Annotated in this window: 26 protein-coding genes and 1 tRNA gene; 17 read left to right on the top strand and 10 right to left on the bottom strand. The window is 66.5% G+C overall.

The window, feature by feature from the left end; all coding sequences use genetic code 11:
* Positions 1–155: 155 nt before the first annotated feature.
* On the top strand, positions 156–1,235 hold the full coding sequence (locus ACFQ4G_RS01175) for an ROK family protein (protein WP_238206914.1): 1,080 nt from the start codon (positions 156–158) through the stop codon (positions 1,233–1,235).
* A gap of 79 nt (positions 1,236–1,314) precedes the next feature.
* Here the strand turns inward: ACFQ4G_RS01175 and ACFQ4G_RS01170 are convergent, their stop codons facing one another.
* The 4 genes from ACFQ4G_RS01170 to ACFQ4G_RS01155 form a co-directional block, all read right to left on the bottom strand.
* Entirely contained in the window at positions 1,315–1,998 is a 684-nt protein-coding gene (locus tag ACFQ4G_RS01170; RefSeq protein WP_238207054.1) for a DUF2939 domain-containing protein, read from the bottom strand.
* Positions 1,998–2,576 carry an RNA pyrophosphohydrolase gene (locus tag ACFQ4G_RS01165; protein ID WP_238206916.1) on the bottom strand — a complete coding sequence of 193 codons (579 nt, stop codon included), beginning with the start codon at positions 2,574–2,576 and terminating at the stop codon, positions 1,998–2,000. Before ACFQ4G_RS01165 ends, ACFQ4G_RS01170 begins: the two co-directional genes overlap by 1 nt.
* A gap of 66 nt (positions 2,577–2,642) precedes the next feature.
* Positions 2,643–3,401 (bottom strand): phosphatase PAP2 family protein, encoded by a 759-nt coding sequence (locus ACFQ4G_RS01160; RefSeq protein ID WP_238206918.1) that lies wholly within the window; start codon positions 3,399–3,401, stop codon positions 2,643–2,645.
* A 35-nt stretch (positions 3,402–3,436) separates the two neighbouring features.
* Complete coding sequence (locus ACFQ4G_RS01155) at positions 3,437–3,970, bottom strand: 2'-5' RNA ligase family protein (RefSeq protein WP_238207055.1); 534 nt, start codon at positions 3,968–3,970, stop codon at positions 3,437–3,439.
* Between the two features lie 118 nt (positions 3,971–4,088).
* Here ACFQ4G_RS01155 and ACFQ4G_RS01150 point away from each other — a divergent pair, with 118 nt between their 5' ends.
* From ACFQ4G_RS01150 to ACFQ4G_RS01120, 7 genes are all read left to right on the top strand, one after another.
* On the top strand, positions 4,089–5,066 hold the full coding sequence (locus ACFQ4G_RS01150) for a glutathione S-transferase family protein (protein ID WP_238206920.1): 978 nt from the start codon (positions 4,089–4,091) through the stop codon (positions 5,064–5,066).
* Between the two features lie 61 nt (positions 5,067–5,127).
* A complete protein-coding gene (locus ACFQ4G_RS01145; protein WP_379039521.1) occupies positions 5,128–5,634 on the top strand; it encodes a hypothetical protein in 507 nt (168 codons plus the stop codon).
* Between the two features lie 142 nt (positions 5,635–5,776).
* Positions 5,777–6,706, top strand: a complete 930-nt coding sequence (locus ACFQ4G_RS01140) for a thioredoxin family protein (RefSeq protein WP_238206922.1) — start codon at positions 5,777–5,779, stop codon at positions 6,704–6,706.
* Between the two features lie 28 nt (positions 6,707–6,734).
* Positions 6,735–7,403 carry an LON peptidase substrate-binding domain-containing protein gene (locus tag ACFQ4G_RS01135; protein WP_238206924.1) on the top strand — a complete coding sequence of 223 codons (669 nt, stop codon included), beginning with the start codon at positions 6,735–6,737 and terminating at the stop codon, positions 7,401–7,403.
* A gap of 34 nt (positions 7,404–7,437) precedes the next feature.
* The gene (locus ACFQ4G_RS01130; protein WP_238206926.1) at positions 7,438–7,644 is read left to right on the top strand and encodes a Trm112 family protein; all 207 of its coding nucleotides are present in this window, start codon (positions 7,438–7,440) and stop codon (positions 7,642–7,644) included.
* 8 nt (positions 7,645–7,652) lie between these two features.
* Positions 7,653–8,642, top strand: coding sequence for an asparaginase (locus tag ACFQ4G_RS01125; protein WP_238206928.1), 990 nt, complete (start codon positions 7,653–7,655; stop codon positions 8,640–8,642).
* 312 nt (positions 8,643–8,954) lie between these two features.
* Positions 8,955–9,347 carry a hypothetical protein gene (locus ACFQ4G_RS01120; RefSeq protein ID WP_238206930.1) on the top strand — a complete coding sequence of 131 codons (393 nt, stop codon included), beginning with the start codon at positions 8,955–8,957 and terminating at the stop codon, positions 9,345–9,347.
* Between the two features lie 3 nt (positions 9,348–9,350).
* Here the strand turns inward: ACFQ4G_RS01120 and ACFQ4G_RS01115 are convergent, their stop codons facing one another.
* Positions 9,351–9,710, bottom strand: a complete 360-nt coding sequence (locus ACFQ4G_RS01115) for a SpoIIAA family protein (protein WP_238206933.1) — start codon at positions 9,708–9,710, stop codon at positions 9,351–9,353.
* 104 nt (positions 9,711–9,814) lie between these two features.
* Positions 9,815–12,001 (bottom strand): primosomal protein N', encoded by a 2,187-nt coding sequence (locus ACFQ4G_RS01110; protein ID WP_238206934.1) that lies wholly within the window; start codon positions 11,999–12,001, stop codon positions 9,815–9,817.
* 188 nt (positions 12,002–12,189) lie between these two features.
* Between ACFQ4G_RS01110 and ACFQ4G_RS01105 the strand changes: the two genes are divergently transcribed.
* On the top strand, positions 12,190–12,930 hold the full coding sequence (locus ACFQ4G_RS01105; protein ID WP_238206935.1) for an esterase/lipase family protein: 741 nt from the start codon (positions 12,190–12,192) through the stop codon (positions 12,928–12,930).
* Positions 12,931–13,042: 112 nt separating this feature from the next.
* Here ACFQ4G_RS01105 and ACFQ4G_RS01100 read toward each other — a convergent pair whose 3' ends face one another.
* Both ACFQ4G_RS01100 and ACFQ4G_RS01095 read right to left on the bottom strand, forming a co-directional pair.
* Positions 13,043–13,174, bottom strand: a complete 132-nt coding sequence (locus ACFQ4G_RS01100; RefSeq protein ID WP_379039517.1) for a hypothetical protein — start codon at positions 13,172–13,174, stop codon at positions 13,043–13,045.
* Entirely contained in the window at positions 13,175–13,489 is a 315-nt protein-coding gene (locus ACFQ4G_RS01095) for a hypothetical protein (protein ID WP_238206937.1), read from the bottom strand. It lies immediately after the preceding gene.
* 653 nt (positions 13,490–14,142) lie between these two features.
* Here ACFQ4G_RS01095 and ACFQ4G_RS01090 point away from each other — a divergent pair.
* The 4 genes from ACFQ4G_RS01090 to ACFQ4G_RS01075 all read left to right on the top strand — a co-directional run bounded on the left by ACFQ4G_RS01090 (position 14,143) and on the right by ACFQ4G_RS01075 (position 18,226).
* A complete protein-coding gene (locus ACFQ4G_RS01090; protein WP_238206938.1) occupies positions 14,143–15,222 on the top strand; it encodes an ABC transporter ATP-binding protein in 1,080 nt (359 codons plus the stop codon).
* A 134-nt stretch (positions 15,223–15,356) separates the two neighbouring features.
* Positions 15,357–16,376 (top strand): extracellular solute-binding protein, encoded by a 1,020-nt coding sequence (locus ACFQ4G_RS01085; RefSeq protein ID WP_238206940.1) that lies wholly within the window; start codon positions 15,357–15,359, stop codon positions 16,374–16,376.
* 10 nt (positions 16,377–16,386) lie between these two features.
* The gene (locus tag ACFQ4G_RS01080; protein WP_238206942.1) at positions 16,387–18,114 is read left to right on the top strand and encodes an ABC transporter permease; all 1,728 of its coding nucleotides are present in this window, start codon (positions 16,387–16,389) and stop codon (positions 18,112–18,114) included.
* Between the two features lie 37 nt (positions 18,115–18,151).
* Positions 18,152–18,226: transfer RNA gene (locus tag ACFQ4G_RS01075), tRNA-Val, on the top strand.
* 6 nt (positions 18,227–18,232) lie between these two features.
* Here the strand turns inward: ACFQ4G_RS01075 and gph are convergent.
* Positions 18,233–18,922, bottom strand: coding sequence for a phosphoglycolate phosphatase (gene gph, locus ACFQ4G_RS01070; RefSeq protein WP_238206945.1), 690 nt, complete (start codon positions 18,920–18,922; stop codon positions 18,233–18,235).
* Positions 18,923–19,248: 326 nt separating this feature from the next.
* On the opposite strand from gph, the gene ACFQ4G_RS01065 reads away from it, so the two are divergent.
* The 4 genes from ACFQ4G_RS01065 to ACFQ4G_RS01050 all read left to right on the top strand — a co-directional run bounded on the left by ACFQ4G_RS01065 (position 19,249) and on the right by ACFQ4G_RS01050 (position 22,459).
* Entirely contained in the window at positions 19,249–19,701 is a 453-nt protein-coding gene (locus ACFQ4G_RS01065) for a hypothetical protein (RefSeq protein WP_238206947.1), read from the top strand.
* A 159-nt stretch (positions 19,702–19,860) separates the two neighbouring features.
* Positions 19,861–20,571, top strand: a complete 711-nt coding sequence (rpiA, locus tag ACFQ4G_RS01060) for a ribose-5-phosphate isomerase RpiA (protein WP_238206949.1) — start codon at positions 19,861–19,863, stop codon at positions 20,569–20,571.
* Between the two features lie 55 nt (positions 20,572–20,626).
* Positions 20,627–21,220 (top strand): DUF2059 domain-containing protein, encoded by a 594-nt coding sequence (locus ACFQ4G_RS01055; protein WP_379039513.1) that lies wholly within the window; start codon positions 20,627–20,629, stop codon positions 21,218–21,220.
* A 21-nt stretch (positions 21,221–21,241) separates the two neighbouring features.
* Positions 21,242–22,459, top strand: coding sequence for an O-antigen ligase family protein (locus ACFQ4G_RS01050; protein ID WP_238206951.1), 1,218 nt, complete (start codon positions 21,242–21,244; stop codon positions 22,457–22,459).
* Between the two features lie 14 nt (positions 22,460–22,473).
* On the opposite strand, the gene ACFQ4G_RS01045 is transcribed toward ACFQ4G_RS01050, so the two are convergent.
* The gene (locus ACFQ4G_RS01045) at positions 22,474–23,847 is read right to left on the bottom strand and encodes a PleD family two-component system response regulator (protein WP_238206953.1); all 1,374 of its coding nucleotides are present in this window, start codon (positions 23,845–23,847) and stop codon (positions 22,474–22,476) included.
* Between the last annotated feature and the right edge of the window lie 10 nt (positions 23,848–23,857).

Here is a 23,857-nt window from a genome sequence, read left to right as displayed (position 1 = left end):
CAGCAGAAGGCTTGGCGAACAGGACATCCAGCCGATGGAACGCTCCGCCTACGGAGCGATTGCATCGGCGGTCACGCAGAACGAGCACGGCTAATCTCCGGAGGCGGGGCCACACCTCCCGGCGCTTCCCTCTTTCCTGAACGGGTCGACCAAGCATGGGCACGGATACGACAACGCGCGGATCGCGCTTGGTCCACGCGGCGAGCGACCTGCCCTCGGTCGTCCTCGACGACTACAACATCGAACTGAAGAACGGCGAAGGCTTCGTCGGCGACCGTGTCTCGAAGGCCGCCTTCCGCGATCTCGTCGAGGATTGGCGCGAGAAGCTGCGCAAGCTCGGCCCCGATCCGCTGGGTAGCAAGGCCAGCCGCGATTTCAGCAAGCGGCGCCTCGACGACTATCTCATCGAAGGCCCACCGCTGGCGGCCGGCGTGGTCTTCGGTGCCATCGAGGAATTCGCGCAGGAACTCGCCACCGTGGTCCGCCGCTTCCTGCGGCAGAAGGGCTGGCGGGACACGCAGAGCATCGTGGTCGGAGGCGGTTTCAGCGACAGCCTCGCCGGACGCCTCGCCATCGACCGGGCCAGCGTGATCCTCCGCGCCGGAGGGCTCAACCTGACTCTCGAGCCGATCCGCCATCATCCAGACGAGGCCGGCCTGATCGGCGCCGTCCACCTCGCGCCCTCATGGATATTCTCGGGCTACGACAGCCTGCTCGCCGTCGATATCGGCGGGAGCAACATCAGGGCGGGGGTGGTCTCCACGAACCTCAAGAAAGCGTCCGACCTGTCGCGCGCCGAAATTTGGCGCTCGGAACTCTGGCGTCACCGGGACGAAGACCCGGCCCCGAGCCGGGACGAGGCGGTGGATCGCCTCATCACCATGCTGAACGACCTGATCACGCGGGCAGAGCGGTCGCGACTGAAACTCGCGCCCTTCATCGGAGTCGGGTGCCCCGGCGTGATCGCGGCCGACGGAACCATCGAACGTGGCGGCCAGAACCTGCCGGGCAATTGGGAGAGCAGCCGCTTCAACCTCGCGGAAAGACTGGTCGAGGCCATCCCCATGATCGGGGATCACGACACGATGGTGCTCATGCACAACGACGCCGTGGTGCAGGGCCTTTCGGCCATGTCGGACATGACCGGCGTCGCGCGCTGGGGCGTCCTCACCATCGGCACCGGCCTCGGCAACGCGCGCTTCACCAACCGGCAGATGCCCGACACGGTGCATTGAACGAGCCTATCGCCGCCACCCCGTTCGTCGTCTTGGAACAGGCCTTCGCGACGAACGGCGGAAATCCGAGGCCGATGCCCTAACGCGCGGCGGGAGTCGGGATGGCCGCGGGGGCGGTCTCTTGGTCTGAACGGCTGCGCAAGCGGGTCGCCTTGCTGGCGATGCGCGCCCTCAGGTCGCTCGTCAGCTCGATCTCCACGAGCCGCCACGACCATCCGCGCAGGCGGAGGCGAAGGCGGAATTGCTGCGATCGCGGCGCTTCGGGAGGTACGGCGATGACGACGGTCCGAAACCCGCGCATGTCGGAAGCGAGATAATAGGGGATCAGCCGCGTCAGCGTATCGATCTTCAGCCCATAGGCGGAAGGTGCCCCCGGCTCGGCCGTCGAACTATCGGAATCCGGCGGGAAAGGACCGAGATCGAGGGTTTGCGGTATGCCGTCGTCGAGGAGATCGATGACCGACTGCGCCGTCACGAGGGATTCGGTCAGGGGCTCGGCGAGGGCCGCAGCGGCCTCGACGAGCCGCTGCCGTTCCTTCGGGACCTCGACTTCGGCGCCGGGCTCACCCCGCGCTTGTGTGGCAGCGGCCGCGGCCTGCCGGATCATCGACTGGCGCAAGGTGCGGAAATTGACGTGTCTCTCCACGTAGCCGACGTCCCGCGTCTGGACGGCCCTGGCCAGGTCGTAAAGCATCCAGAACGGCGTCAGCGTGTACAGGAACCACGCAAGCACCAGGGAGATGGGGATCCACCACAATCGCATCATCGCGCGATGGCAGACCTCGGCGCCCGCTCCCTCCATCCGGCGAGGCCCGCGAACTCCGTGACGACGGCCTCGTAGACCGGCCGCTTGAACGGCACGATGAGATCCGCCAATCCGGCCATCGCCTCCCAGCGCCAGGCATCGAATTCCGATTTGTGCAGGCCGCCGCCCGGCGAGAGAACGTCGATCTCGACCTCGTTCCCGACGAGCCCGAAGGCGAACCATTTCTGCATCTGCCCACGATAGCGCCCCTTCCAGGCCTGTTTCAGGACCGTCGGCGGCAGGTCGTAGGCGAGCCAGTCCGAGGTTTCCCCGAGGAGTACGACCGACTCCGTCGAGACGTTGGTCTCCTCGTGCAGTTCCCGGAGGGCGGCGGCCAGAGGCTCCTCGCCGTCATCGATCCCGCCTTGGGGCATCTGCCAGGCGCGATCGCCATCCACATGTTCCGGCCCGGCCTCCTGACGGCGACGGCCGACGAAGACCAGTCCCGACGGGGCGATCAGCATGATCCCGACGCAGGGCCGATACGGCAAGTCGAGATGGGATTCGGGCGGTTTGGGGTTCATCGGCCGGACCATAGGTCAGGGGATCGACCGCCCGCAATGTGGCAAGCGGCGGATCACGGTCGAAAACCCGCCGCCGCGTCAGCCCGGCGGCGGATCAGGAGACTCCACCTCTCCCCTGCGCTGGAGGATCAGGGCCACGAACCAGCACAGGGAGGCCCAGGCGGCGCCGATACACCAGCCGGCGAGCACGTCGCTCGGCCAGTGGACGCCGAGATAGATCCGGCTCGCCCCGACCAGCAGCGTCATCCCGACGCCCAGGACGAGGACCAGCACCTTCACCGACCGGTTCGGATCGACGCGGGCGAGAAGCGTCGCAAGGGTCAGGTAGGCGATGGCCGACATCATGGCATGGCCGCTGGGGAAGCTCGCGGTGAACACGTCCATCCCGTGGGGGACGAGGTCCGGCCGCGGCCGGTGGTAGAACATCTTCAGCACCGTGGAGACGAGCAATCCGCCGCCGATGGCGCCCAGGACAAAGAGCGCGATACGGTGCCGTCGGGTCAGCGCGAGATAGGCGACCGCGCTCAGGGTGACGAAGGTGATGGTGAAGACGCTTCCCAATCCGGTGATGTCGCGCATCGTCTCTTCCAGCCAGCGCGGCCCGATCGGGTCGGACAGGTCGGCCGGATTGCGCAGGGAAAGCAGGATCTTGCGGTCGAGCGCCGCAGTGGAGCCCTCCCCGACCTCGTCGGCGAGATAGAAGAAGGCGTAGCCGAGGAGGCTCACGCCGAGCAGCGCCATGAGGGGGCCGACCTCGTTGAGGCGAAGGCGCAGCCACAGGGCGGTGGCCCGGCTGAACAGCGGGTGGTCGAGATAGGTCGGGAGCGGCGCCTTCATGCTGCGGTCTTCATCGTCCGGTCGTCGTCCTTCGATCATCGAACCAGCCCGAAGGCGTAGCGTCCCCGCTGTTGCCACGGTCCACCAAGGTAGCGCCAGAGCAGGAGTCCCGCCGCGGTGAAGCTGAACGGCTTGAAATCGAGTTCCAGGGCATGTTGGAGATTGCGGGCGACCTCCGGCGAAACCTTGTTCTGGACCGTGACATGCGGCCTCCAGCCCTGCCGGTCCTGCGCCGTCAGGAGATTCTCGTAGCGCCGGGCGATGCTGTTCCGGATGGAGGCGAGAGGCTCGGAGGCGAGCGTGAAGGCGACGCCGCGCCCCAGGAAGCGAAGTCCCGTCACCTCGACCATCACCGGCTCCTCGACCGCCGTGAGTTCGGCGAGGGTCGCGGCGATGTCCTGCTCATCGCCTCCGGGCAGATGGTGGAACAGCGTCACATGGGCCGGGAGATGGTTGAGGGCCTCCGGAAAATGCCGCCGTCGCAACCCGTCGAAACGCACGAAGGTCGCCGGATCCATCTCCAGTGTGACGATCAGTGGATCGGATGTGAGTTCGCCGGACAATGTCATCGTCCGCAGATGGAGCGGGAGTGGGCGCAATCCAGTCGCCGCTCCACTCTCCGACGCCCTTCCCCCCCGGAGATGCACAGCCCATCTGTGACAGGCAACGCGTAGGGAGGGATGGCGGATGGGGCTGCTCGTCGACGGCATTTGGCAGGACAAGTGGTACGATACGAAGGAGACGGGCGGCCGCTTCAAGCGTACCGAAGCCAAGTTCCGCAACTGGGTCACTGCCGACGGCGAGCCCGGTCCTTCCGGCGAAGGCGGTTTCCGGGGCGAGGCCGGGCGTTATCACCTCTACGTCTCGCTCGCCTGCCCCTGGGCACATCGCGCCCTGATCGTGCGGGCCCTCAAGGGCCTCGAACAGGCGATCACCGTCTCGGTGGTCGATCCGCTGATGGGCTCGGACGGCTGGGTCTTCGGTGACACGCCGGGCGCCACCCCCGACGCGGTGAACGGAGCGAGCCGCCTCTACGAGGTCTATCTCGCGGCGGTGCCGGACTTCACCGGCCGGGTCACGGTGCCGATCCTGTGGGACAAGCAGCGCCGCACCATCGTCTCCAACGAATCCTCCGAGATCATCAGGATGCTGAACGACGCATTCGGCGGATCCGGCCCCGACCTCTACCCGGAGGCCTTGCGCGACGAGATCGATGCGGTGAACGCGCGGGTCTACGATGCGGTCAACAATGGGGTCTACAAAACCGGCTTCGCGACGACGCAGGACGCCTACGAGGAGGCCTTCGACGCGCTGTTCGCCGAACTCGACAGCCTCGACGAGCGGCTGGGCCGGGCGCGCTACCTCTGCGGGTCGGCTCTCACGGAGGCCGACATCCGACTGTTCACGACGCTGGTGCGGTTCGATCCGGTCTATGTCGGGCACTTCAAATGCAACCTGCGCCGGATCGCCGACTATCCGAATCTGTCGCACTATCTGCGCGACCTCTACGCGCTGCCGGGCGTCGCCGGCACGGTGAACCTCACCCATATCAAGCGGCACTATTACGAGAGCCATCCGACCATCAACCCGACCGGCATCGTGCCGAAGGGTCCGGAGATCGATCTCGATGCGCCCAACGACCGCGCCCTGCGCTTTGGAGCTTGAGATGACGAGGTTCGCGGCGATCGGGCCTCGACAGATCGGATGGCGGACATACATCTGCGGTATGACGACACGAAACGCCCTTCCCCGCTCCGCCGCCCGCTCGATCCTGCTCGGCCTGCCGCTGACATTGGCCATGCTCGCCACGGCCGGTTCGGCCTCGGCCCAGACGGCGGTCAAGCTCGAAGGGACGTGCGAGAAGCTGATCGTGGCGGGGCTGGACATCACCCAGAACTGCAAGGACACGATGATGAACACCGTGTCCCGCAACCGGACGAGCTTCGACTTCTCGGCCTGGGACGGTCGCGTGCTGAGCTTCAGCGGCAGCGGCGCCCAGCAGGAGCGGACGGAGGAGACCGACGCGCTCCAGCCGATCAACCTCGTGGTGCCGAGCGAGAAGACCAACGACGGGGTGGTGCAGGGACCGCTCGTCGCGGTGGGGGCGTGCAGCTTCAGCAGCCCGGCGGCGGGCAAGACGGCGATCACCTGCGAGGCGAACGCCGCCAAGGGTCGTTACGAGGCGAGGTTCGTGACCGATGCGAAGACGCCGGCCGACGCGCCCAAGCCCTGATTCCGGGCATCCGTCCGGGGTCGGAATTGCCTCGCGGGCGGTCTGGTCTCGACGTGTCGTTGCGCCCATTTAGGGCAGGGACAATCTGAACGGCGAGACCGGCATGTTTGCCGACGATCCGGCCGCGAGAGTTGAGGATGGCATGCTGAACGACGTTTCCACCGCCGGAGTGAGCCCGGCTGGCGGTCCCGAAAACCTCATCAAGGATGTCACCACCGCCACGTTCCGCGACGAGGTGATCACGGCGTCCATGACCCAGCCCGTGCTGGTGGATTTCTGGGCGACGTGGTGCGGACCCTGCAAGCAGCTGACGCCGCTGATCGAGAAGGCGGTGAAGGCGGCGCAAGGCCGCGTCGTCCTCACCAAGGTAAACATTGACGAGAACCCGGCCATCTGGAGCCAGATCAGCCAGCAGCTCGGCCTGCAATCGATCCCCGCGGTCATCGCCATCGACAAGGGGCGCCCGGTCGACGGCTTCGTCGGCGCGCTGCCCGAGAGCGAGATCAAGGAGTTCATCGGACGGCTCACAGGCCCCGCCGGCCCGACGCCGGTGGAGGCGATGATGGCCGAGGCCGAGGTCGCGCTTGGCGAGGGCGATTTCGCCGGTGCGTCCGAGCTTTACGCAGCCGTCCTCGGGGAGGAGCCGGAGAACCTGGTGGCGCTCGCAGCGCTCGCCAAGATCCAACTCGATGCCGGCGAGGTCGCCAATGCCCGGCAGATCCTCGACATGGCGCCCTTCGAGAAGGCGTCCGATCCGGCACTCGCCAGCATCCGCGCGGCGGTGGAGCTCGCCGAACAGGCGGCCTCCCTCGGCGATCTCGGCGTGTTCCAGCAACGCATCGCTGCGGATCCGGCCGATTTCCAGGCGCGTTTCGACTTCGCGCTCGGCCTCAACGGGCTCGGCAAGCGCGACGAGGCGGTGGACGAGCTGATCGAGATCGAGCGGCGCGACAAGAGCTGGAGCGACGGGGCGGCGCGCAAGCAGCTTCTCACTTTCTTCGAGGCCTGGGGCCTGATGGACAAGGCTTCGATCCGAGGCCGGCGGCGACTTTCGACGCTGGTCTTCGCGTGACGCACCAACGCCAGGGCGGAGAGACGCGATGAGCACCCATGCGGGCTACAAGGGACCGGGCGATTGCCCCGGAGTCATCCCCGTCTTTCCTCTCCCCGGCGCGTTGCTGCTGCCGCGTGGGCAGATGCCGCTGAACATCTTCGAGCCGCGCTACCTCGCCATGGTGGACGACGCTCTGAAGACGGACCGCGTCATCGGCATGATCCAGCCCGACGTGGAGAGCGGGTCGTCGCCGATGACGCCGAAGCTCTTCCGCGTCGGCTGCGTTGGCCGGATCACCCAGTTCGCCGAGACCGGCGACGGGCGCTATCTCATCTCACTCACCGGGATCAGCCGGTTCCGCATCGTCAGCGAACTGGCCACCACCACGCGCTACCGGCGCTGCCAGGTCTCCTACGACGATTTCGTCAGTGATTTCGAGCCGCGGGCCGGCGAAGAGGCGGTGGATCGGGAGGGCGTGCTGAAGGCGTTGAGGGATTTCGTCGAGGTCAACGATCTCAAGGTCGATTGGGCCGGTATCGACGAGGCGCCGAACGAGGCTCTCGTCAACGCCCTGTGCATGATGAGCCCGTTCGGCTCGCGGGAAAAACAGGCGATGCTGGAGGCCCTCGACCTCAAGACGCGGGCCGAGGTCTTGATTGCGGTGACCGAGATGGAGTTGGTGCGTGGATCGGGGTCGGAGCCGACCCTGCAATAGACCCTCACCGATCGTGACCCGAGGACAGAAGACGATGGCCGAAGAAATCCCCAATGCCGTGGAAGCCACGCGCGTCGACCCCAAGCTCCTCGAACTCCTGGTCTGCCCGCTGACCAAGCAGTCGCTCGATTACGATTCCGTCCGCCAGGAGCTGATCAGCCGTTCGGCGAAGCTCGCCTACCCGATCCGCGACGGCATCCCGATCATGCTGCCCGAAGAGGCGCGGCCCCTCACGGATTGAGGCCGGATATGGCCGGCATGTCCCTGCCGACGGTGGCGGTGGTCGCCACCGGCGGCACCATCGCGATGAAGGTCGATCCGGTGACGCATGCACCGGTGCCGGCTCTGTCGGGTGCCGACCTCGTCGCCGCTGCGCCGGGCCTGGAAGGGCTTGCGCGCATTGCCGTGACGGAGTTCTCGAACATCCCGAGCGCGGAGATGGGACCGGACCTGTGGCCCTCGCTCACGCGAGCCGTCGAGGGATTGCTCGGCGATGCGGACGTCGCCGGCGCCGTGATCCTGCACGGGACCGACACCCTCGATACCACCGCCTTCTTCCTCGACCTGACCCTTCGCAGCGACAAGCCGGTCGTGGTCATCGGCGCTCAGCGCAACGCCTCCGATCCCGACAGCGACGGCGCGCGCAACCTGCTCAACGCCGTGCGCCAGATCCTGACGCCAGGCGCCGCGTCGCTCGGCGTCACGGTGACGCTCAATCACGCGATCAACGCGGCGCGCGAGGTGAGGAAGACCCACACCAACAACGTCGAGACCTTCCGCTCCGGCGAGACAGGCTATCTCGGCACGATCGACGAGGATCGGGTGGTGCTCCGCCGCGCCCCCCTGCGACGGCAGACCCTGCCCCTGCCCGACCGGCTGGCCAGGGTGGACATCGTCGGCATGTACGCCGGCGCGGACGGCAGTCAGATTCGCCATGCCGCCGAGACCGGCGCCGAGGGGATCGTGGTGGCGGCCCTCGGCATGGGCAACGTCAACGCAGCCCTCCTCGCCGCGATCGAGAGCGTCATCGCCCGGGGCGTGAGCGTCGTCATCGCCACCAAGCTCGAGAATGGCCGCGCCCTGCCGGTCTACGGCTTTCCCGGCGGCGGCAGCACCCTGAAGACGGCCGGCGCGGTCTTCGCCGACGATCTGACACCGGACAAGGCGCGGGTGTTGGCCCAACTCGCCCTGCCGATCACGCGCGATCGCGACGCCCTGCAGGCCTACTTCGATCGTTGAAGCGAACCGGACTACCGATCGGCCCGTTTCGCGGCTTCCGCGCCTGACGCTTTGGCGAGACATCAGCGTGGCTATAGGTCTCGCACGAAATCACTTCATTTTTGTTTCGCTAGTGATTTCGAACGATTCGGCTCGTCGTCCGTCAATATTCCCTCGATACAACGGCAACGCTTAGCTCGGCAAATGCCATAAATTTGCCCTTCGGCTCCGATATCTATAGATTCTAACGATTCACTTAGCATTCGATTCCTTTCAAGAGCGCCGAGAGGCTGCCATGGGAATCCTTTGTCCATCTTCAACGCAGGGGGAAACATGTCGAAACTCGTCGCTGTGCTGGTGCTCGGAGCAGGACTGTCCTCGGCCCATCTTCAACCGGCGATCGGCCGTGAGGGCGCCAACTTTAACGGTGCCTGGTCGGTGGAGCTGGTGACCGAGAGCGGCATCTGCGACAGCCGCTACAGCTACTCGGTCTCGGTCCAGGACGGTCAGGTCCGGCTCGTCTCCTCGGCGGAGCGGGCGACGATGACGGGCCGCGTCGGCACGGACGGGACCGTGGGCCTCAGCGTGTCGAACGGATCGGCCACCGGCGCCGCTTCGGGCCGGCTCGACGCCCGTTCCGGACGCGGTACCTGGAAAGTCTCCCCGCTCTGCTCGGGAAGCTGGACGGCGCGGCGCCAGACCACGCGCACCGCCCAGGCGGAATAGCCGTTACGCAGCGGCGAGCCAGCTCCGCGCCTCGTCGATATGGGCGCGGTCGAAGGTCTTGATCTGGGCCGGCGACACCTTGCCGAACGTATCGGCGATCATGCGCAGCCAGGACGCGTCCGTGACGAGGGCGACGTGGCTGACGCCCTTCATCATGGCCAGACCGAAGCGCACGTCCTTGAAGAAGGCGGCCGGCTCCATGCCCTTGAACTCGCGGACATCCTCCAGCAGCTTGAGTTTGCCGCCCTTGTCGAGGTCGGCCTGCATGGCGGCGATGACGGTGTTCATGTCCTGATCGGTGATCTGACCGTCGACGACGATCTCCGCGACGGTCGAATCCGGCTTCTTGGTGTAGGTCAGCACGTGCAGCACTCCTGATCAGATCGCGGGTCTTCGTCGGGTCAGATGACTTCGTCGGACCGCAGGTCTTCGCGTCGAACGCCACCCAAGCGAACGTCGGGCCAGTGTTATAGGAAACTCTGGGGGTCGACGTCGATGGCGACCTTCACGTTGCCGCGAACCTTCGGTCCACGCTTCAGCCAGTCCCGCAGATAGGTCTGGAGATCGACCGCGCGCTCGGTCTTCACCAGCAGCCGGAAGCGATAGCGCCCGCGGATCAGCGCGAGGGGCGCCTCGGCCGGCCCGAGCACCATGACGCCATCGGGCGGCTCGGCGGCGCGCGCCAGGGCCTGCCCATGCGCTTCAGCGACGTCACGTTCGTTGGCCGACACGATCAGCGCGGCGAGCCGACCGAAGGGCGGCAGGCCGGCGGCCTCCCGCGCGGCGATCTCTTCCTCGTAGAACCGCGTCGCGTCGCCGGAGAGGAGTGCCGCGATCACCGGATGGTCCGGCTGGTAGGTCTGGACCAGGGCGCGGCCCGGCCTCTCGCCGCGCCCTGCCCGGCCCGTCACCTGCTGCAACAGCTGGAACGTGCGCTCGGCCGCGCGCGGATCGCCGGAGGTGAGACCGATATCGGCATCGAGCACGCCGACGAGGGTGAGGTGCGGGAAGTTGTGGCCCTTGGCGACGAGCTGGGTGCCGATGACGATGTCGCAGTCGCCGTCCGCCACGCTCTGCAGCTCGGCGCGCAGACGTTCGGCGCCGCCGGGAAAGTCCGAGGAGAGCACGATGACGCGCTTGTCCGGAAACAGTGCCGCCACCTCCTCGGCGATGCGCTCGACCCCCGGCCCGCACGGCGTGAGGTTGTCGAACGTGCCGCATTCGGTACAGGCCTCCGGGCGGCGCTCGGCATAGCCGCATTGATGGCAGACCAGAGCCCGGCGGAAGCGATGCTCCACCAGCCAGGTCGAGCAGTTGCGGCATTGGTAGCGGTGGCCGCAGGCGCGGCACAGGGTGAGCGGGGCATAGCCCCGCCGGTTGAGGAACAGCAGCGCCTGATCGCCGGCCTCGATCGTGGCGCGGACGGCATTGACCAGGGGCGGGGCGATGAAGCGGCCCTTCTCCGGCTTGTCGAGGCGCATGTCGATGGCGTGGATGTCCGGCAGCCGCCGCCCGCCGAACCGTTCGGGCAAGACGATATGGGCGTAGCGCCCCTTCTCGGCATTGACCTTGGTCTCGATGGAGGGGGTCGCGGAGGCCAGCACCACCGGGCAGTTCTCCAACCGTCCCCGCACCACCGCCATGTCGCGGGCATGGTAATGGACGCCGTCCTCCTGCTTGTAGGCGGCCTCGTGCTCCTCATCGACGACGACGAGGCCGAGATCGGCGAAGGGCAGAAACAGGGCGGAGCGCGCGCCGACGACGACGGAGACCTCGCCGGCCGCCACCCCGGCGCGCAGGCGCTCGCGGCGCTTCGCTCCGATGCCCGAATGCCACGTGGCCGGGCGGACTCCGAAACGCTCGGCGAACCGACCGAGGAACTGCGCCGTCAGCGCGATTTCCGGCATGAGGATGAGCGCCTGATGCCCGCGCCGGACAGCTTCGGCCACGGCCTCGAAATAGACCTCGGTCTTGCCCGATCCGGTGACGCCTTCGAGGAGGACGGTCGGAGCCTTCGGCGCCCCTTCGCCCTCTGCGGATGGGAAAGCGAGGTCGATGAGGTTCTGCGACGCCTCGGCCTGCGCCTCAGACAGGGGAACGCGCGCGTGGTCAGGGTCGGGCGGCAGCGCCACCGGCTCGGGGGCCAGGGCGACCGCCTCCAGAGCGCCGTCGTCGATGAGGCCGTCGACCACGCTGAGCGAGACGCCGGCTTCCTTGGCGAGCGCGCTCTTGCCGCGCATCGTCCCGTCGGCGGCCACGGCGAGCACCTTCATTCGCGCCGCCGTCGGCCGGGCGGGCGGCTTGCCCGAGGCGCGTACGCCGATGCGGGACGTCTCGCTGCGGGCCGCCTCGTCGGGCAGGCGCAGGGCCATGGCCAGGGCCGAGCCCTTCGGCGCCAGGGTGTAGCGGGCGAGCCAGTCGACGAGTTCCCGCAGGGAGTCGGACAGGGGCGGCGCCTCGACCCGGCCGGTCACCGGCCTGAGGTTCGACCCGCCGGGGCTTTCCGACACCTGCCAGACCACCCCCACGGTCTCGCGAGGACCGAGCGGCACCTGCACCACATCGCCGGGCGCGAGGATCAGACCTGCGGGCACGGCGTAGCTGTAGGCGTTGTCGAGCGCGAGCGGGATCAGGATGTCGGCGACGCTGGGCATGGGGTCTTCTGTACCGGAACAGCGTTCTATGTATGTCCTCTCGGACCCGCATGCGAATGACGGTCGCGCGCCAATCCCAGGGCCACCAGCAAGATCGCGCATTTCCTCGCTTGCATCACGGCCGTTGCCCGCACTACCCCGCCCAAAGCCCGCTTATTCTCGGGCGATGCGTTGCGGAGAGCAATCCGATGGCGGCTCTAGCGCTCTCGACTGTCGGTCTCCAGACGCGGGATTCGGCCCGGCAAGGCGTAGAGGGCGTCGTACTCCTTCACGGCATTGCACGCCGCTCGGCCTCCCTCGGGCGGATGGAACGCGCGTTCCGCGCGGAGGGCTATCAGACTCTCAACATCGATTATCCCGGACGAAGAGCCAGCATCGAGAGCATCGTCGCGGGTGTCGCGCCGCAAGTGGACGCCTTCGCGTCGGGCGTCGACCACTTGCATTTCGTCACTCATTCCATGGGCGGCCTCGTCGCGCGCGGGGTCATCACCCGGCACCGTCCGGCCAATCTCGGGCGCGTGGTGATGCTGGGCACGCCCAACGGCGGCAGCGAGGTGGCGAATTTCCTCCACCGGATGCTGCCCTACCGGCTGTTCTTCGGACCGGCTGGCGCACAACTGACGACCTTCCGCAATGCGGAACTCAGTGCGCTCCTCGGCGAAGTCGACTTCCCGCTGGGGATCATCGCTGCCAACCGCTCGTTCTGGCCGATCGAGTCGCTCCTGATCCTGCCACGCCCCAATGACGGACGCGTCAGCGTGGCGCGAACCCAGGTCGCCGGCATGACCGACCACCTCACGATCGGCTCGACCCACGACCTAATGATTCTCAATCGGACCGCCATCGCGGCCTCCCTGCGCTTCATCCGGCATGGCCGGTTCCGGATGGACGACGTTACGTTGTTCGCCTCCGATCTACCTTCGTTCTGAAGCGGATTCGGTGGCCAGCAGGGCGCCACTAAAACGTATAGGTCAGCGTACCGAGGACGGTTCTGCTCGTGCCAACGAAGCAATCTCCGCGCGAGAGGCAGGTGGAGACATATTAAGTGCCCGCGATATTCGATACGTTGATCTGCGCGCGCCAATGTTCGTCTTCACAGCCGACCATCGCGTCGGCCAGAGTCACCGCCGGAGTGTTGAAGCTGTTGGTCGATCCGTCGAAGGATTCGCCCATTTAGCAGACGCTGCCGCCCACCCGTAACCCAGGAATACCAAATAGGGAGAAGCGATGCTTCACCCAGACCGAAACCAAGTGCAAAGGCATCGATTCTACGCTTGCACCAACCGTGTCGCCGGGGAGCACCCGCGCATCGGTACAGGCATAGGCGGCGATGACGTCGGTATTGCCGGCGATGGTGACGAGCGCCTCGATCTCGCCGCCCTGAATGCCGACCTTGCCCGTCTGGATCGCGAGGAAGGGGTTGGCGGGATCCGAGGTCAGCTGTTGTGCTCGACCGTGTCGTAGATCGATGCGTTGACCCTCAGCCAAGGCATCGGGTTGTACTTGATACCGCCCTCGATCTGCTTACCCTGCAACGACTAGCACAAGCCGGCACCTCTCGCCCGCTTCGTTTAGCGGCAGGCGATGCCATCCAAGATCAGGTAGACACAGTCGGGATTGTCACCAAAAGCGGATGAGATCGGCCCCGGACCCGACACTTTGCGGCTTCACACTGATCCGTCAAAGGGCCGATTTTCGTCCTCGAATAGCATGGAAAAGCTTTGGAGTTTGAGGATCAAAGGACTTCCTAAGAGACGATGGTGTTTCGGATCGTCTTTGGCTTGGTCATTGCGGCATCGACAGACTCTATTATGCTGCCGCATTGCCTCTCGTCTAAAATATACACTCGAATGGAATCGACAGATCGAGCGCTAAAGCCTCGAACACGATCGACATAAGCCCTGTAATTCCAGTTTATTCTATATTATGCGACGTAACCCAGTTCCAAGGACGGATATGCGGGAAGTAGGGTTTCCCACTGACACGATCCGACGCGACGTGGCCGCCCCCTTACCCGCGCTGCGGTCAACCTAGATCGGCGATCGACGAACCGCCCGGCATGCGAAGCGGCCGCTTGACCTGACGCGTCATCCGGCGAGAAGCGCTTGATTCCTTCCGCGCCAGCAAGTGAGAGACAGGTCATGGCCGAGCCCGATCCGACCGAGGGCCGCCGCTCCGACGATCCCCCCCCGCGCCTCGAAACGCGGGGCCTCACCATCGCATTCGGCCGGAAGACCGCCCTTGACGGCGTCTCGTTCTCGGTCCGGGCAGGCGAGATCATCGCGCTTCTCGGTGATTCCGGCTGTGGCAAGAGTACCCTTCTGAGAGCAGTGGCGGGGCTCGAACAGCCGAGCGCCGGTCATGTTCTGCTCGACGGGCGGGCGATGAGCGCTCGGATGCCGCCGGAGGAGCGCGGCGTCGGCATGATGTTCCAGGACTACGCCTTGTTTCCTCACCTTACCGTTCTGCAGAATGTGCGCTTCGGCCTTCATCGATGGAGCAGCGGCGAGGCCGATGCCATAGCCAAGGCACGGCTGGAACAGGTCGGCCTCGCCGACCGGGCCTCGAGCTATCCCGGCACGCTCTCCGGCGGAGAGAGTCAGCGCGTAGCGCTGGCCCGCGCCTTGGCACCGGGACCGCGCGTTCTGCTCCTCGACGAACCCTTCTCGAATCTCGACCGGCGCAACCGGGACAGAGTCCGGGCCGATACCGTTTCGGTCCTGCACGCCACCGGCGCAACGGCGCTGCTGGTGACGCACGACCCTGAGGAAGCGCTTCTGGTGAGCGATCGTATCGTCCTCATGCGGGAGGGCCGCATCGTACAGATCGGGTCGGGAGCGGATCTCTATCGACGCCCGACCTCGCACTTTGCCGCGAATTTCTTCGGCGACCTCATTACATTCCCCTCTCGCTGCATGGACGGCGTCGCCAGGACGCAACTCGGCGCGTTCCCGGCTCCCGGCACGGCGGACGGAGCACTGGTTCTCTCCTGCGTCAGGCCGGAATCCATTACACTCTCCGATCCCGGCGCCGGCTGCCCGGCGCGCGTGATCCGGCGTCGCTTCCTCGGTGCCTTCTCGGAACTGATCCTGGCAGCGGAAGGACTTGCAGAGCCTTTGCGCCTGACAGTCGCGAACGACATCTCCACGCGGGAGGGAGACATCGTCGGCCTGCATGTCGACAGTGAGGCAAGCTTAGTTTTTCCAATCGAACCGGATTAAACAAGCCTATCCGTTCGTGGCCTCCGGCAACCCGAAGTACAGATTTTAACTGTAATAAATCAAAGACATAGCGCTTGCATTTCCTCCCATGATGCCGCCCTGAACCGTTCACTAGGAAAATGGGGACGGACATCATGGTCGGTTGGGTTTCGCAATGTCTACTCGGCGGTGCCGTGGCATTCGCCTGGATCACCGGAGCTTCCGCGGCCGAAGTGAATCTTTACACTACGCGGGAGCCCGGATTGATCAAACCGCTGCTCGATGCCTACACCGCCAAGAGCGGCGTCACGGTCAACACCGTCTTTGTCGAGAAGGGCCTCGCAGAGCGGGTGGCCGCTGAGGGAGAACGCTCGAAGGCGGACGTGCTCATGACCGTCGACATCGGCAACCTGATCGAACTCGTGGATCGCGGGCTGGCGCAGCCGGTGCGCACGGAGGCCCTGGTCGCCGCCGTTCCGGCGCCCCTGCGCGATTCCGGCGGCCTCTGGTACGCGCTCTCCATGCGCGCCCGCGTCGCCTATGCCGACAAGGACCTCACAGATACCGCCCTGACCTACGAGGATCTCGCCAACCCGAAATGGAAGGGCAAGCTCTGCCTGCGCGCGGGCCAGCATCCCTACAACACGGCGCTGATCGCTCACTTCATCGTCAAGCACGGACCAGAGAAGGCGAAGGATTGGCTCACCGGTGTGAAGGCCAACCTCGCACGCAAGCCCGCTGGCGGTGACCGCGACGTCGCCCGCGACATCCTCGCCGGCACCTGTACAGTCGGTCTCGGCAATTCCTACTATGTGGGCCTGATGCGCTCGGGTAAGGGCGGTCCGGACCAGCAGAAATGGGGCGACGGCATCAAGGTCGTTCTGCCGACCTTCGCCGGCGGCGGCACCCACGTGAATGTCTCCGGCGCCGTCGTTGCCAAATCGGCGCCGAACCGTGACGAGGCGGTCAAGCTCCTCGAATACCTCGTCTCCGACGAGGGCCAGGGCCTCTATGCGAAGGGAAATTTCGAGTATCCGGTGAAGCCCGGTGCGCCGGTGGACCCGCTGCTCACCGCACTCGGCCCGTTGACCATCGATACGGTGCCCTTGGCCGACATCGCCCGCAACCGCAAAGCGGCGAGCCTGCTGGTCGATACGGTCGGCTTCGACAACTGACGCAAAGCCGATGTCGGTCACAGTCGAGTTGGCCGAGACGCGGGCCGCAATTGGCTCGGGCGCCGCTGACGTCACGGCGCCACGCCTGCGGGCCGCCCCTCTCGCATGGGCGGCGGCGGCCGTCGCCCTGGCCGCTCTGATCCTCAGTCCGGTGGCGTCCCTAACGCTGACGGCGATGCAGGGCTCGGGCGAGGTCTGGCCGCATCTCCTCGCGCATGTGCTGCCGCAGGCCACGATGACCACGGCCCTGCTTCTGGGCGGTGTCGGCATCGTCGTGGTTGTGCTCGGAGTAGGTGCGGCCTGGCTCGTCTCGGCCTACGAGTTCCGGGGCCGGCGCCTCATCGAGATCGGCCTGCTGCTGCCATTGGCGATGCCGACCTATATCGTCGCCTTCGCCTATCTCGACCTGCTTCATCCGATCGGCCCGGCCCAGAGCGGCCTGCGCGACCTCCTCGGCGTCACGCGGCCGAAGGACCTGCTGCTACCGGAAATTCGCTCCCTGCCGGGCTGCGTCATACTCCTTGGATTCGTGCTCTATCCCTATGTCTACCTGCCGACGCGGGCGCTGTTCCTGATGCAGGCGGGCAGCCTCATCGAAGCGGCGCGCATCCTCGGGCGGTCGCCGTCTGCAGTCTTCCTCAGGATCGCCCTGCCGCTGGCCCGCCCGGCCATCGCGCTCGGCACCAGCCTCGCCCTGATGGAGACGCTCAACGATATCGGCGCCGCCGAATTCCTCGGAGTCCGGACGCTCACGGTGCAGGTCTATGCCACCTGGATCAATCGCTCGGACCTACCCGGCGCAGCGCAGATTGCTCTGGTGATGTTGGCGATGGTGCTTCTGCTCCTCGCGATCGAGCGTTGGGGGCGGCGCGGCCGCGGCTATGCGGGCTCTGCCCAGCGCCAGCGCAGCATGGCCCGTCACCGTCTTTCCGGTGCGTTGGGTCTGGCCGCGCTCGGCCTCGGCATGGTCCCTATTGTTATCGGCTTCCTGGTCCCGGCGGCCTACCTCGTCCACTCCGCGATCGCCCGGATCAGCCGACTTGGGTTCCCGCACGGCGTCATCGCCGAAGCTGGCAATACACTGCTCTATGCAGGGCTCGGTACGATGCTCGCTGCGGCCTGTGGTTTCTTCGTCGCCGCCGCCCCGAGTCTCGTCTCACGCCGTTTCGGACAGGGACTGATCCGGCTCGCCGCCCTCGGCTATGCCCTCCCCGGCGCGATCCTGGCGATCGGGCTGCTCGGCCCGCTGACGCTCGCGGATGGAGCCGTGTCCGGCGTCACGACGACGCTCTTCGGCACCGCACCGGCCATCATCGGCGTCGGTGCGGGGGGCGCCCTCGTGGTCGCCTATCTCGTCCGCTTTCTCGCGGTCGGAGTCGGCGCCTGCGAGGCAGGATTGTCCAAGGTGCCAGGCTCCCTCGCAGAGGCCGGACGTATGCTGGGCCGGACTCCCATCGCCACGCTGCTGCGCGTGCACCTGCCGATGACGTGGCCGGCAGTGCTCAGCGGCGCGCTGCTCGTCTTCGTTGATTGTGTGAAGGAGTTACCGGCAACCCTTCTCCTACGCCCGCTCAACGTCGAGACCTTGGCGACCCATCTCTACGGCGAGGCGATCCGCGGCACCTACGAAGACGGCGCGGTGGCCGCCCTGCTCATCGTCCTCGTCGGCCTGATCCCGGTGGCACTGTTGTTACGGCTCGGTTCGCCGGCAGACACGAGAGCGCAGAACGGCCCTTGACGGGTCGGCAGGGCTCGCCCTAGAAGGCCGTCGGTCCGGGTGCGTAGCTCAGCGGGAGAGCATTCGCTTCACACGCGAAGGGTCACAGGTTCGATCCCTGTCGCGCCCACCATTCACCTCAGACCGTGCCTGAAGCCGGAATGAGGGCTTCGACCGCGTCTTCCAAAGCATCGAAATGTTGGATCACCGTGGTGGGGCCGAGTTGCTCCACCGGAAGGTCGGTATAGCCGAACGGAACCGCGATCACCGGAATGCCCGCCGCCTTCGCCGCGTCGATATCGGCACGGGAATCCCCCACCATGACGGCACGGGAAACGTCGCCCTTCGCCCGCTCGACCGTGAGCGTGATATGGGCCGGGTTGGGTTTGTGGACCGGGAAGGTGTCGCGTCCGCAGATCGCCGCGAACCGTTCAGCGACGCCGAGTTCCTCCAGCAATTGCTTGGCATGAGCCTCGACCTTGTTGGTGCAGACCGCCAGCAGGAAACCACGCGCACTCAACGCATCCAGAGCCGCCTCGACGCCGGGGAACAGGTAGGAATGCTCGCTCAGATGGCGGCCGTAATGGTCGAGGAAGTCGACGAAGAGCGTCTGCAGGCGGACATCATCGATGGTCTCTCCGGCCGCCTCGAAGCCACGCTGGATCAGCGCTTTCGCGCCGGCACCGATCATGTCGCGTGCCCGATCGAGGGGAAGCGTCGGAAGGCCCTCGCGAGCGAGGATCGCGTTGAGGGTGCCAACGAGGTCGCCTGCCGTCTCGGCGAGGGTCCCGTCGAGATCGAACACGACGATGGGCGGCAGGCTGGGCATGATCACTCACGAGGGTTGGTCAGATGGAAGGCGCGACGGGAGCGAAAGGGCTTCGCTCGGGTGTCGGCCTTCGCTAAACACCCCCGGTGATGCGATTAAGGCGCTGCCGAGCGGGCCACGGTTGCGCCGCAAGGCCTCTATAGAACGGCAGACACGAGGCTCCCGGCATCCATCTTCCCTTGCCGGTGCTCCGAATTCCCTGTCTCCATCAGGACACGAAGGCGATCATGCGTTCGATGCTGCCCACTGATTTCGCGCTCACGTCGATCATTCCCGCCGCGCTCCTGCGATCGGGCAGGCGGAGCCGAACGGGCCTAGGCTGGCGTATGGCGGCGTTTGCCCTCCTTTGCGTGACGGCCAGCGAGGCCGAGGCGGCGTCCTATGAATTCGTGCCCGCCCCGCAGATCGACCTCAACCGGGTCTACCGTGTGGACAAGGTGACCGGCGAGGTTACGTCCTGTCAGTATGGTCTGCGCGAAGGTGCTGTCGGCAGCGTCGGCCTCACTGTCTGCTATGGTGCAGGGGAAGGCGCCAGCGCCCAGGCTCCGTCGGAATACGGCCTCGTCGCCTCCCGTCATACCCGCGAGGCCGGGGTGTTCCGCGTCAACTACCGCACCGGCGAGATGAGCATCTGCTACGTCCAGCTTCAGAAGGAGGCGGTGGTGTGCACGGCGCAGGCGAATCCGGCCACGAGCGGCACCGACGAGGCCGCCGCGACCGGGCAGGCACCGGGCCGCGCCGGACCGAGCGCCACGCCACCCCAGAACACGCGGCCCTGACGACTGGCGCTGATCGTTGCGAGTCTTCGGCGCAGCCTGCGTTGGACGGCGTTGCCAGCCGTGCTAGGGCCTCCGGACTTTCAGCGGCGCAGTCAAGCCTTAGTCCGAGAGCCTCACCATGCGCCTCGTTTCAACCCTCTCCACTGACAGGACTGACTCGTGAGCGCTCCGGACCTGCGTCGCGCCGCCGCCGCCCGCGCCATTGGTCTCGTCGAAGACGGGATGCGGCTCGGCATCGGCACCGGCAGTACCGCCAATGTCTTCGTGGAGCTTCTCGGGGCGCGGGTACATGATGGCCTGAAGGTCACGGGCGTCCCCACGTCCGAGGCGACGCGCGTCGCGGCCGAGCGCGTCGGCATTCCCCTGGCCACCCTCGAAGACCTGCCCGAACTCGACCTCACGATCGACGGCGCCGACGAGATCGATGCCCGGATGCGCCTGGTAAAGGGCGGCGGCGGCGCGCTTCTGCGGGAGAAGATCGTGGCCTTCGCCAGTCGCCGTATGGTGGTGATCGCCGACGCGGCGAAATCGGTGACGACGCTCGGAGCGTTTCCATTGCCGGTCGAAGTCAACGCGTTCGGGCTCGGCGCTACCCGCATCGCCTTGGAAAGGGCGATCGAGAGGGCCGGTTGCACCGGTGACCTCGTCCTGCGCATCGGTCCTGGCAATGCACCGTTCTTCACGGATGGCGGCCATCTGATCCTTGATGCCCATCTGAAGGTCATCGCCGATCCGGAACGCCTATCCGCTTCGCTCTGGGCTGTGCCGGGAGTCGTCGAGCACGGTCTGTTCCTGGGGCTCGCCACCGGTGCGATTCTCGCGGAGGCGCGCGACGGGCAGGCTCACGTTACCTGTCTCGGCGCGGTCTGACGCGACTCCACGTCTCCTTTTTCCTCTGATCGACACGCCCTCCGGAGCGCTCGCCATGTCCCGCCGCCCCCTCTTCTCCGTTCTCACTGCTCAAGTCATGGCGGGTCTCCTCGCCGCGACCGTTCCGACAATCGGCCATGCCCAGGCTCAGAAGCCGACTGCACCGGCCAAGCCCGGCGCAAAGCCAGCGGCCCCTGCCCCCACGACGCCCGCCGCCCAGCAGCCGAGCTTCACCCCGAACCATCTGGCCCTCGCCCGCGAGGTCACGCTCAGTTCCGGCATCGCCCGCTCGTTCGATTCGATCCTTCCGGCCTTCGGCCAGCAGATCAAGCAGGCCGCCATCACCCGCCCGGACCTGACAAAGGATCTCGACGAAGTCCTGGCTTCGCTGGCGCCGGAGATGGAACTGCAGAAGCAGATGATGATCGAGACGGCGGCCAAGATCTATGCGAACCGCCTGTCCGAGGCTGAGCTCACCGAGATCGTCGCCTTCTTCCATTCGGCAGCCGGCAAGCGCTACGTCGAAACCCAGCCGCAAGTGCTCGACGAGATCGTCCAAGCCATGCAGACTTGGACACAGGGCGTATCGGAATACATGATGGTTCGCGTGCGTGCCGAGATGGGCAAGCGCGGCCACGAGCTTCAGTAGTCGCCGGGCTCCCCCTTTCCGATGTTAGCGACACTGCCTCGATCGGACACGGTCGCGCGCCTGCGCATTGCTGGTGCCATCACCCTCGCCGTGCTTCCCGTGGCGATGGCGCTAGCGAACCGCTCGAGCCCCGTCGTCGTCGGTCTCGGCGCCCTCCTTTTCCTCGCCGCAGGGCTGATCGAGGATCGACGCGGAACGATGCGGTTCGTGCTGAACCCCCTCGCCACGCCCATCGGCCTCGCCGCGCTCGCCTTCATCGGCTGGGCCCTTGCGAGCATCGCCTGGAGTCCGTTCGCAGGATTGTCCTGGCGCAGCATCGGCGAGTTCCTGCCGACTCTCGTCGCGGCCTATCTCCTCGCCCGCCTGGCGCCGGGAAACATGCCGGCCTTCGCCCCCAGGCTCGCCGCTTGGTCCATCGCGCTCGCCGGCCTCTACGTCGTCGCGGCCCTGGCCACCGACCTCCCCCTCCATCGGGCCATGGGTTCGCGGGTCGCGCTGTTCGTCCTGAACCGGCCAGTCCTCACAATTCTGCCGATCGCGGGGCCCCTCGTCTTCCTTCTCTACCGGCGTGGATACAGGATTGCGGCGCTTCTCGTGCTCGCGATCAGTGCCGCGGCGATCCTGCGGTCGATCAGTGGTGCCGCCGCCATGGGGCTCGCAGCCGGTGCCGCCATGGGGCTCATCGCATTCCTGGTTCCGAGGAGAGTCAGTCTCGGCATCGCAGGCTTCGCCCTTGCCCTCTCCTTCATCCTCGCCCCCGTGGAGGGCGACCTCCTCAACAGGGCGATGCCGGAGGCGATGCACGAGCGGCTGGTCCAGAGCTCTTCGCGTGCCCGGGTCGCCATCGCCCGCAGTTTCGGCGCGGCCGTGGCGCTCGACCCCTGGCGCGGGGCCGGGTTCGGCACCTCGGCGCGGTTCATCGAGACGCCGGTCGCCGCGCGGATCGAGCCGGACCTGCGGCCGATGCTGGCGGTGGGCCACCCGCACAATATCTTCCTGCAGATCTGGGCCGAGCTCGGCATCGTCGGCGCCGGCCTGGCCGCGGCGATTCTGATGATGATGCTGGCGCTCATCGCACGCCTGCCGCGGGGTGAGAGCGTGGTCGCCCTCGGCCTCGTCGGCTCGTGCACGGCGGTGGCCTTCGTCGAGCACGGGGCCTGGCAGGGCTGGTGGATCGCTGCGCTCGGTGCCGCCATCGCCTGGGCGCGCGAGGCCGGCAAGGCGCCTAGGCAATTCTGATCCCCGGACGGGTCTCAGGCGGCTTCGGCTTCGACCCTGTTCCGCCCTGAGGACTTGGCGCGGTAGAGGGCGAGATCCGCCCGCTTCAGCATGTCCGCCGGTCCCTGGTCATCAGCATGACGGCACGCCACCCCGATGGAGACGGTGACGCGGACTTCCCGCGTCTCACGCTGGATCAGGAACGGTACGGCCTCGATGCGCTCGCGGATACGCTCGGCGATGACATGGGCCGCGTCCGGCTCCGCATCGGGCAGGATGATGACGACCTCCTCGCCGCCGTAGCGGGCGACGATGTCGATGCCGCGGGTATGCAGGCGAATGCGGCCGGCGAAGGCACGGAGCACCTCGTCGCCGGCTTCGTGGCCGTAAGTGTCGTTGATCGACTTGAACCGGTCGATGTCGAGCATCAGCGCCGAGACCGGTCGGTGCCGCAGCGCCGCGTCGCAAAACAGCACGGAGAGATGGCTGTCGAGGTAGCGCCGGTTGTGCAGGCCGGTGAGGCCGTCGGTGACGGCCATCTCCATCGAAGCCTGCACGGCGCCGCGAAGGGTCTCCGAGAATCGGCTGCGGCGCACCTGGGTGCGCACGCGCGCGACGAGTTCGTTCCGGTCCACGGGGCGCATGAGATAATCGTGCACGCCGAATTCGAGGCCACGGATCACCCGAGCACGATCGTGCTCCTCGGCGATCATCATCACCGGCATGTTCCGCGTACGGTCGAGGGAGCGCAGCTGGCTGCAGAGGCGCAGGCCGTCGAACCCCTGCAGATCGAGGCTCACGAGGGCGAGTTCGAACGTCCCTTCGGCGGCGAGGACGAGGGCATCGTGCGGATCGGCGGCGACCGTCACTTTATGGTGCTGACCCAGCGCCGCCGAGAGCCGCTCGGCCGAACTCTTCCGATCCTCGACCAGAAGGATCGAGGCGTTCTGGCCGGTCTCCGCAGCGGCCAGAGCGAGGGGATCGCCCATGCCGAACTCACGCGAGGCCAACGCCCGGTTGCGAAGTTCGTCGGTGACCGCCTTCAGTCGGACGAGGCTGCGTACACGTGTGAACAAGGCGGTGTCGTCGATCGGCTTCGTCAGGAAGTCGTCGGCTCCGGCATCGAGGCCGCGCAGACGATCCGCCGGCTGATCGAGTGCCGTGACCATCACCACCGGGAGATGGGCGGTGTTGGGATTGCTCTTGAGTCGGCGACAGACCTCGAACCCGTCCATGCCGGGCATCATCACGTCGAGCAGGACGAGGTCGCACAGACCTTTCTCGCAGATCGCGATGGCATCCGGCCCGTTCATCGCTGCCAAAACGTCGAAATACTCCAGCGACAGCTTGGTCTCGAGCAGCTTCACGTTCGGAAAGAGATCATCGACGATCAGGACTTTGGCCGACATCGGTCCTCGC

This window comes from Methylobacterium marchantiae, from assembly GCF_042679825.1.
Classification (GTDB): domain Bacteria; phylum Pseudomonadota; class Alphaproteobacteria; order Rhizobiales; family Beijerinckiaceae; genus Methylobacterium; species Methylobacterium marchantiae.
The sequence above is the reverse complement of the archived record's forward strand: the minus strand, read 5'-3'. Positions and strand labels throughout refer to the sequence as shown.

What these genes read in the sequence shown, in the direction of transcription:
- ACFQ4G_RS01175 (WP_238206914.1), top strand. Translation starts at nt 156, where the DNA reads ATGGGCACGGATACGACAACGCGCGGATCGCGCTTGGTCCACGCGGCG.
- ACFQ4G_RS01170 (WP_238207054.1), bottom strand. Translation starts at nt 1,998, where the DNA reads ATGCGATTGTGGTGGATCCCCATCTCCCTGGTGCTTGCGTGGTTCCTG.
- ACFQ4G_RS01165 (WP_238206916.1), bottom strand. Translation starts at nt 2,576, where the DNA reads ATGGTCCGGCCGATGAACCCCAAACCGCCCGAATCCCATCTCGACTTG.
- ACFQ4G_RS01160 (WP_238206918.1), bottom strand. Translation starts at nt 3,401, where the DNA reads ATGAAGGCGCCGCTCCCGACCTATCTCGACCACCCGCTGTTCAGCCGG.
- ACFQ4G_RS01155 (WP_238207055.1), bottom strand. Translation starts at nt 3,970, where the DNA reads ATGACATTGTCCGGCGAACTCACATCCGATCCACTGATCGTCACACTG.
- ACFQ4G_RS01150 (WP_238206920.1), top strand. Translation starts at nt 4,089, where the DNA reads ATGGGGCTGCTCGTCGACGGCATTTGGCAGGACAAGTGGTACGATACG.
- ACFQ4G_RS01145 (WP_379039521.1), top strand. Translation starts at nt 5,128, where the DNA reads ATGACGACACGAAACGCCCTTCCCCGCTCCGCCGCCCGCTCGATCCTG.
- ACFQ4G_RS01140 (WP_238206922.1), top strand. Translation starts at nt 5,777, where the DNA reads ATGCTGAACGACGTTTCCACCGCCGGAGTGAGCCCGGCTGGCGGTCCC.
- ACFQ4G_RS01135 (WP_238206924.1), top strand. Translation starts at nt 6,735, where the DNA reads ATGAGCACCCATGCGGGCTACAAGGGACCGGGCGATTGCCCCGGAGTC.
- ACFQ4G_RS01130 (WP_238206926.1), top strand. Translation starts at nt 7,438, where the DNA reads ATGGCCGAAGAAATCCCCAATGCCGTGGAAGCCACGCGCGTCGACCCC.
- ACFQ4G_RS01125 (WP_238206928.1), top strand. Translation starts at nt 7,653, where the DNA reads ATGGCCGGCATGTCCCTGCCGACGGTGGCGGTGGTCGCCACCGGCGGC.
- ACFQ4G_RS01120 (WP_238206930.1), top strand. Translation starts at nt 8,955, where the DNA reads ATGTCGAAACTCGTCGCTGTGCTGGTGCTCGGAGCAGGACTGTCCTCG.
- ACFQ4G_RS01110 (WP_238206934.1), bottom strand. Translation starts at nt 12,001, where the DNA reads ATGCCCAGCGTCGCCGACATCCTGATCCCGCTCGCGCTCGACAACGCC.
- ACFQ4G_RS01105 (WP_238206935.1), top strand. Translation starts at nt 12,190, where the DNA reads ATGGCGGCTCTAGCGCTCTCGACTGTCGGTCTCCAGACGCGGGATTCG.
- ACFQ4G_RS01100 (WP_379039517.1), bottom strand. Translation starts at nt 13,174, where the DNA reads ATGGGCGAATCCTTCGACGGATCGACCAACAGCTTCAACACTCCGGCG.
- ACFQ4G_RS01090 (WP_238206938.1), top strand. Translation starts at nt 14,143, where the DNA reads ATGGCCGAGCCCGATCCGACCGAGGGCCGCCGCTCCGACGATCCCCCC.
- ACFQ4G_RS01085 (WP_238206940.1), top strand. Translation starts at nt 15,357, where the DNA reads ATGGTCGGTTGGGTTTCGCAATGTCTACTCGGCGGTGCCGTGGCATTC.
- ACFQ4G_RS01080 (WP_238206942.1), top strand. Translation starts at nt 16,387, where the DNA reads ATGTCGGTCACAGTCGAGTTGGCCGAGACGCGGGCCGCAATTGGCTCG.
- gph (WP_238206945.1), bottom strand. Translation starts at nt 18,922, where the DNA reads ATGCCCAGCCTGCCGCCCATCGTCGTGTTCGATCTCGACGGGACCCTC.
- ACFQ4G_RS01065 (WP_238206947.1), top strand. Translation starts at nt 19,249, where the DNA reads ATGGCGGCGTTTGCCCTCCTTTGCGTGACGGCCAGCGAGGCCGAGGCG.
- ACFQ4G_RS01055 (WP_379039513.1), top strand. Translation starts at nt 20,627, where the DNA reads ATGTCCCGCCGCCCCCTCTTCTCCGTTCTCACTGCTCAAGTCATGGCG.
- ACFQ4G_RS01050 (WP_238206951.1), top strand. Translation starts at nt 21,242, where the DNA reads ATGTTAGCGACACTGCCTCGATCGGACACGGTCGCGCGCCTGCGCATT.
- ACFQ4G_RS01045 (WP_238206953.1), bottom strand. Translation starts at nt 23,847, where the DNA reads ATGTCGGCCAAAGTCCTGATCGTCGATGATCTCTTTCCGAACGTGAAG.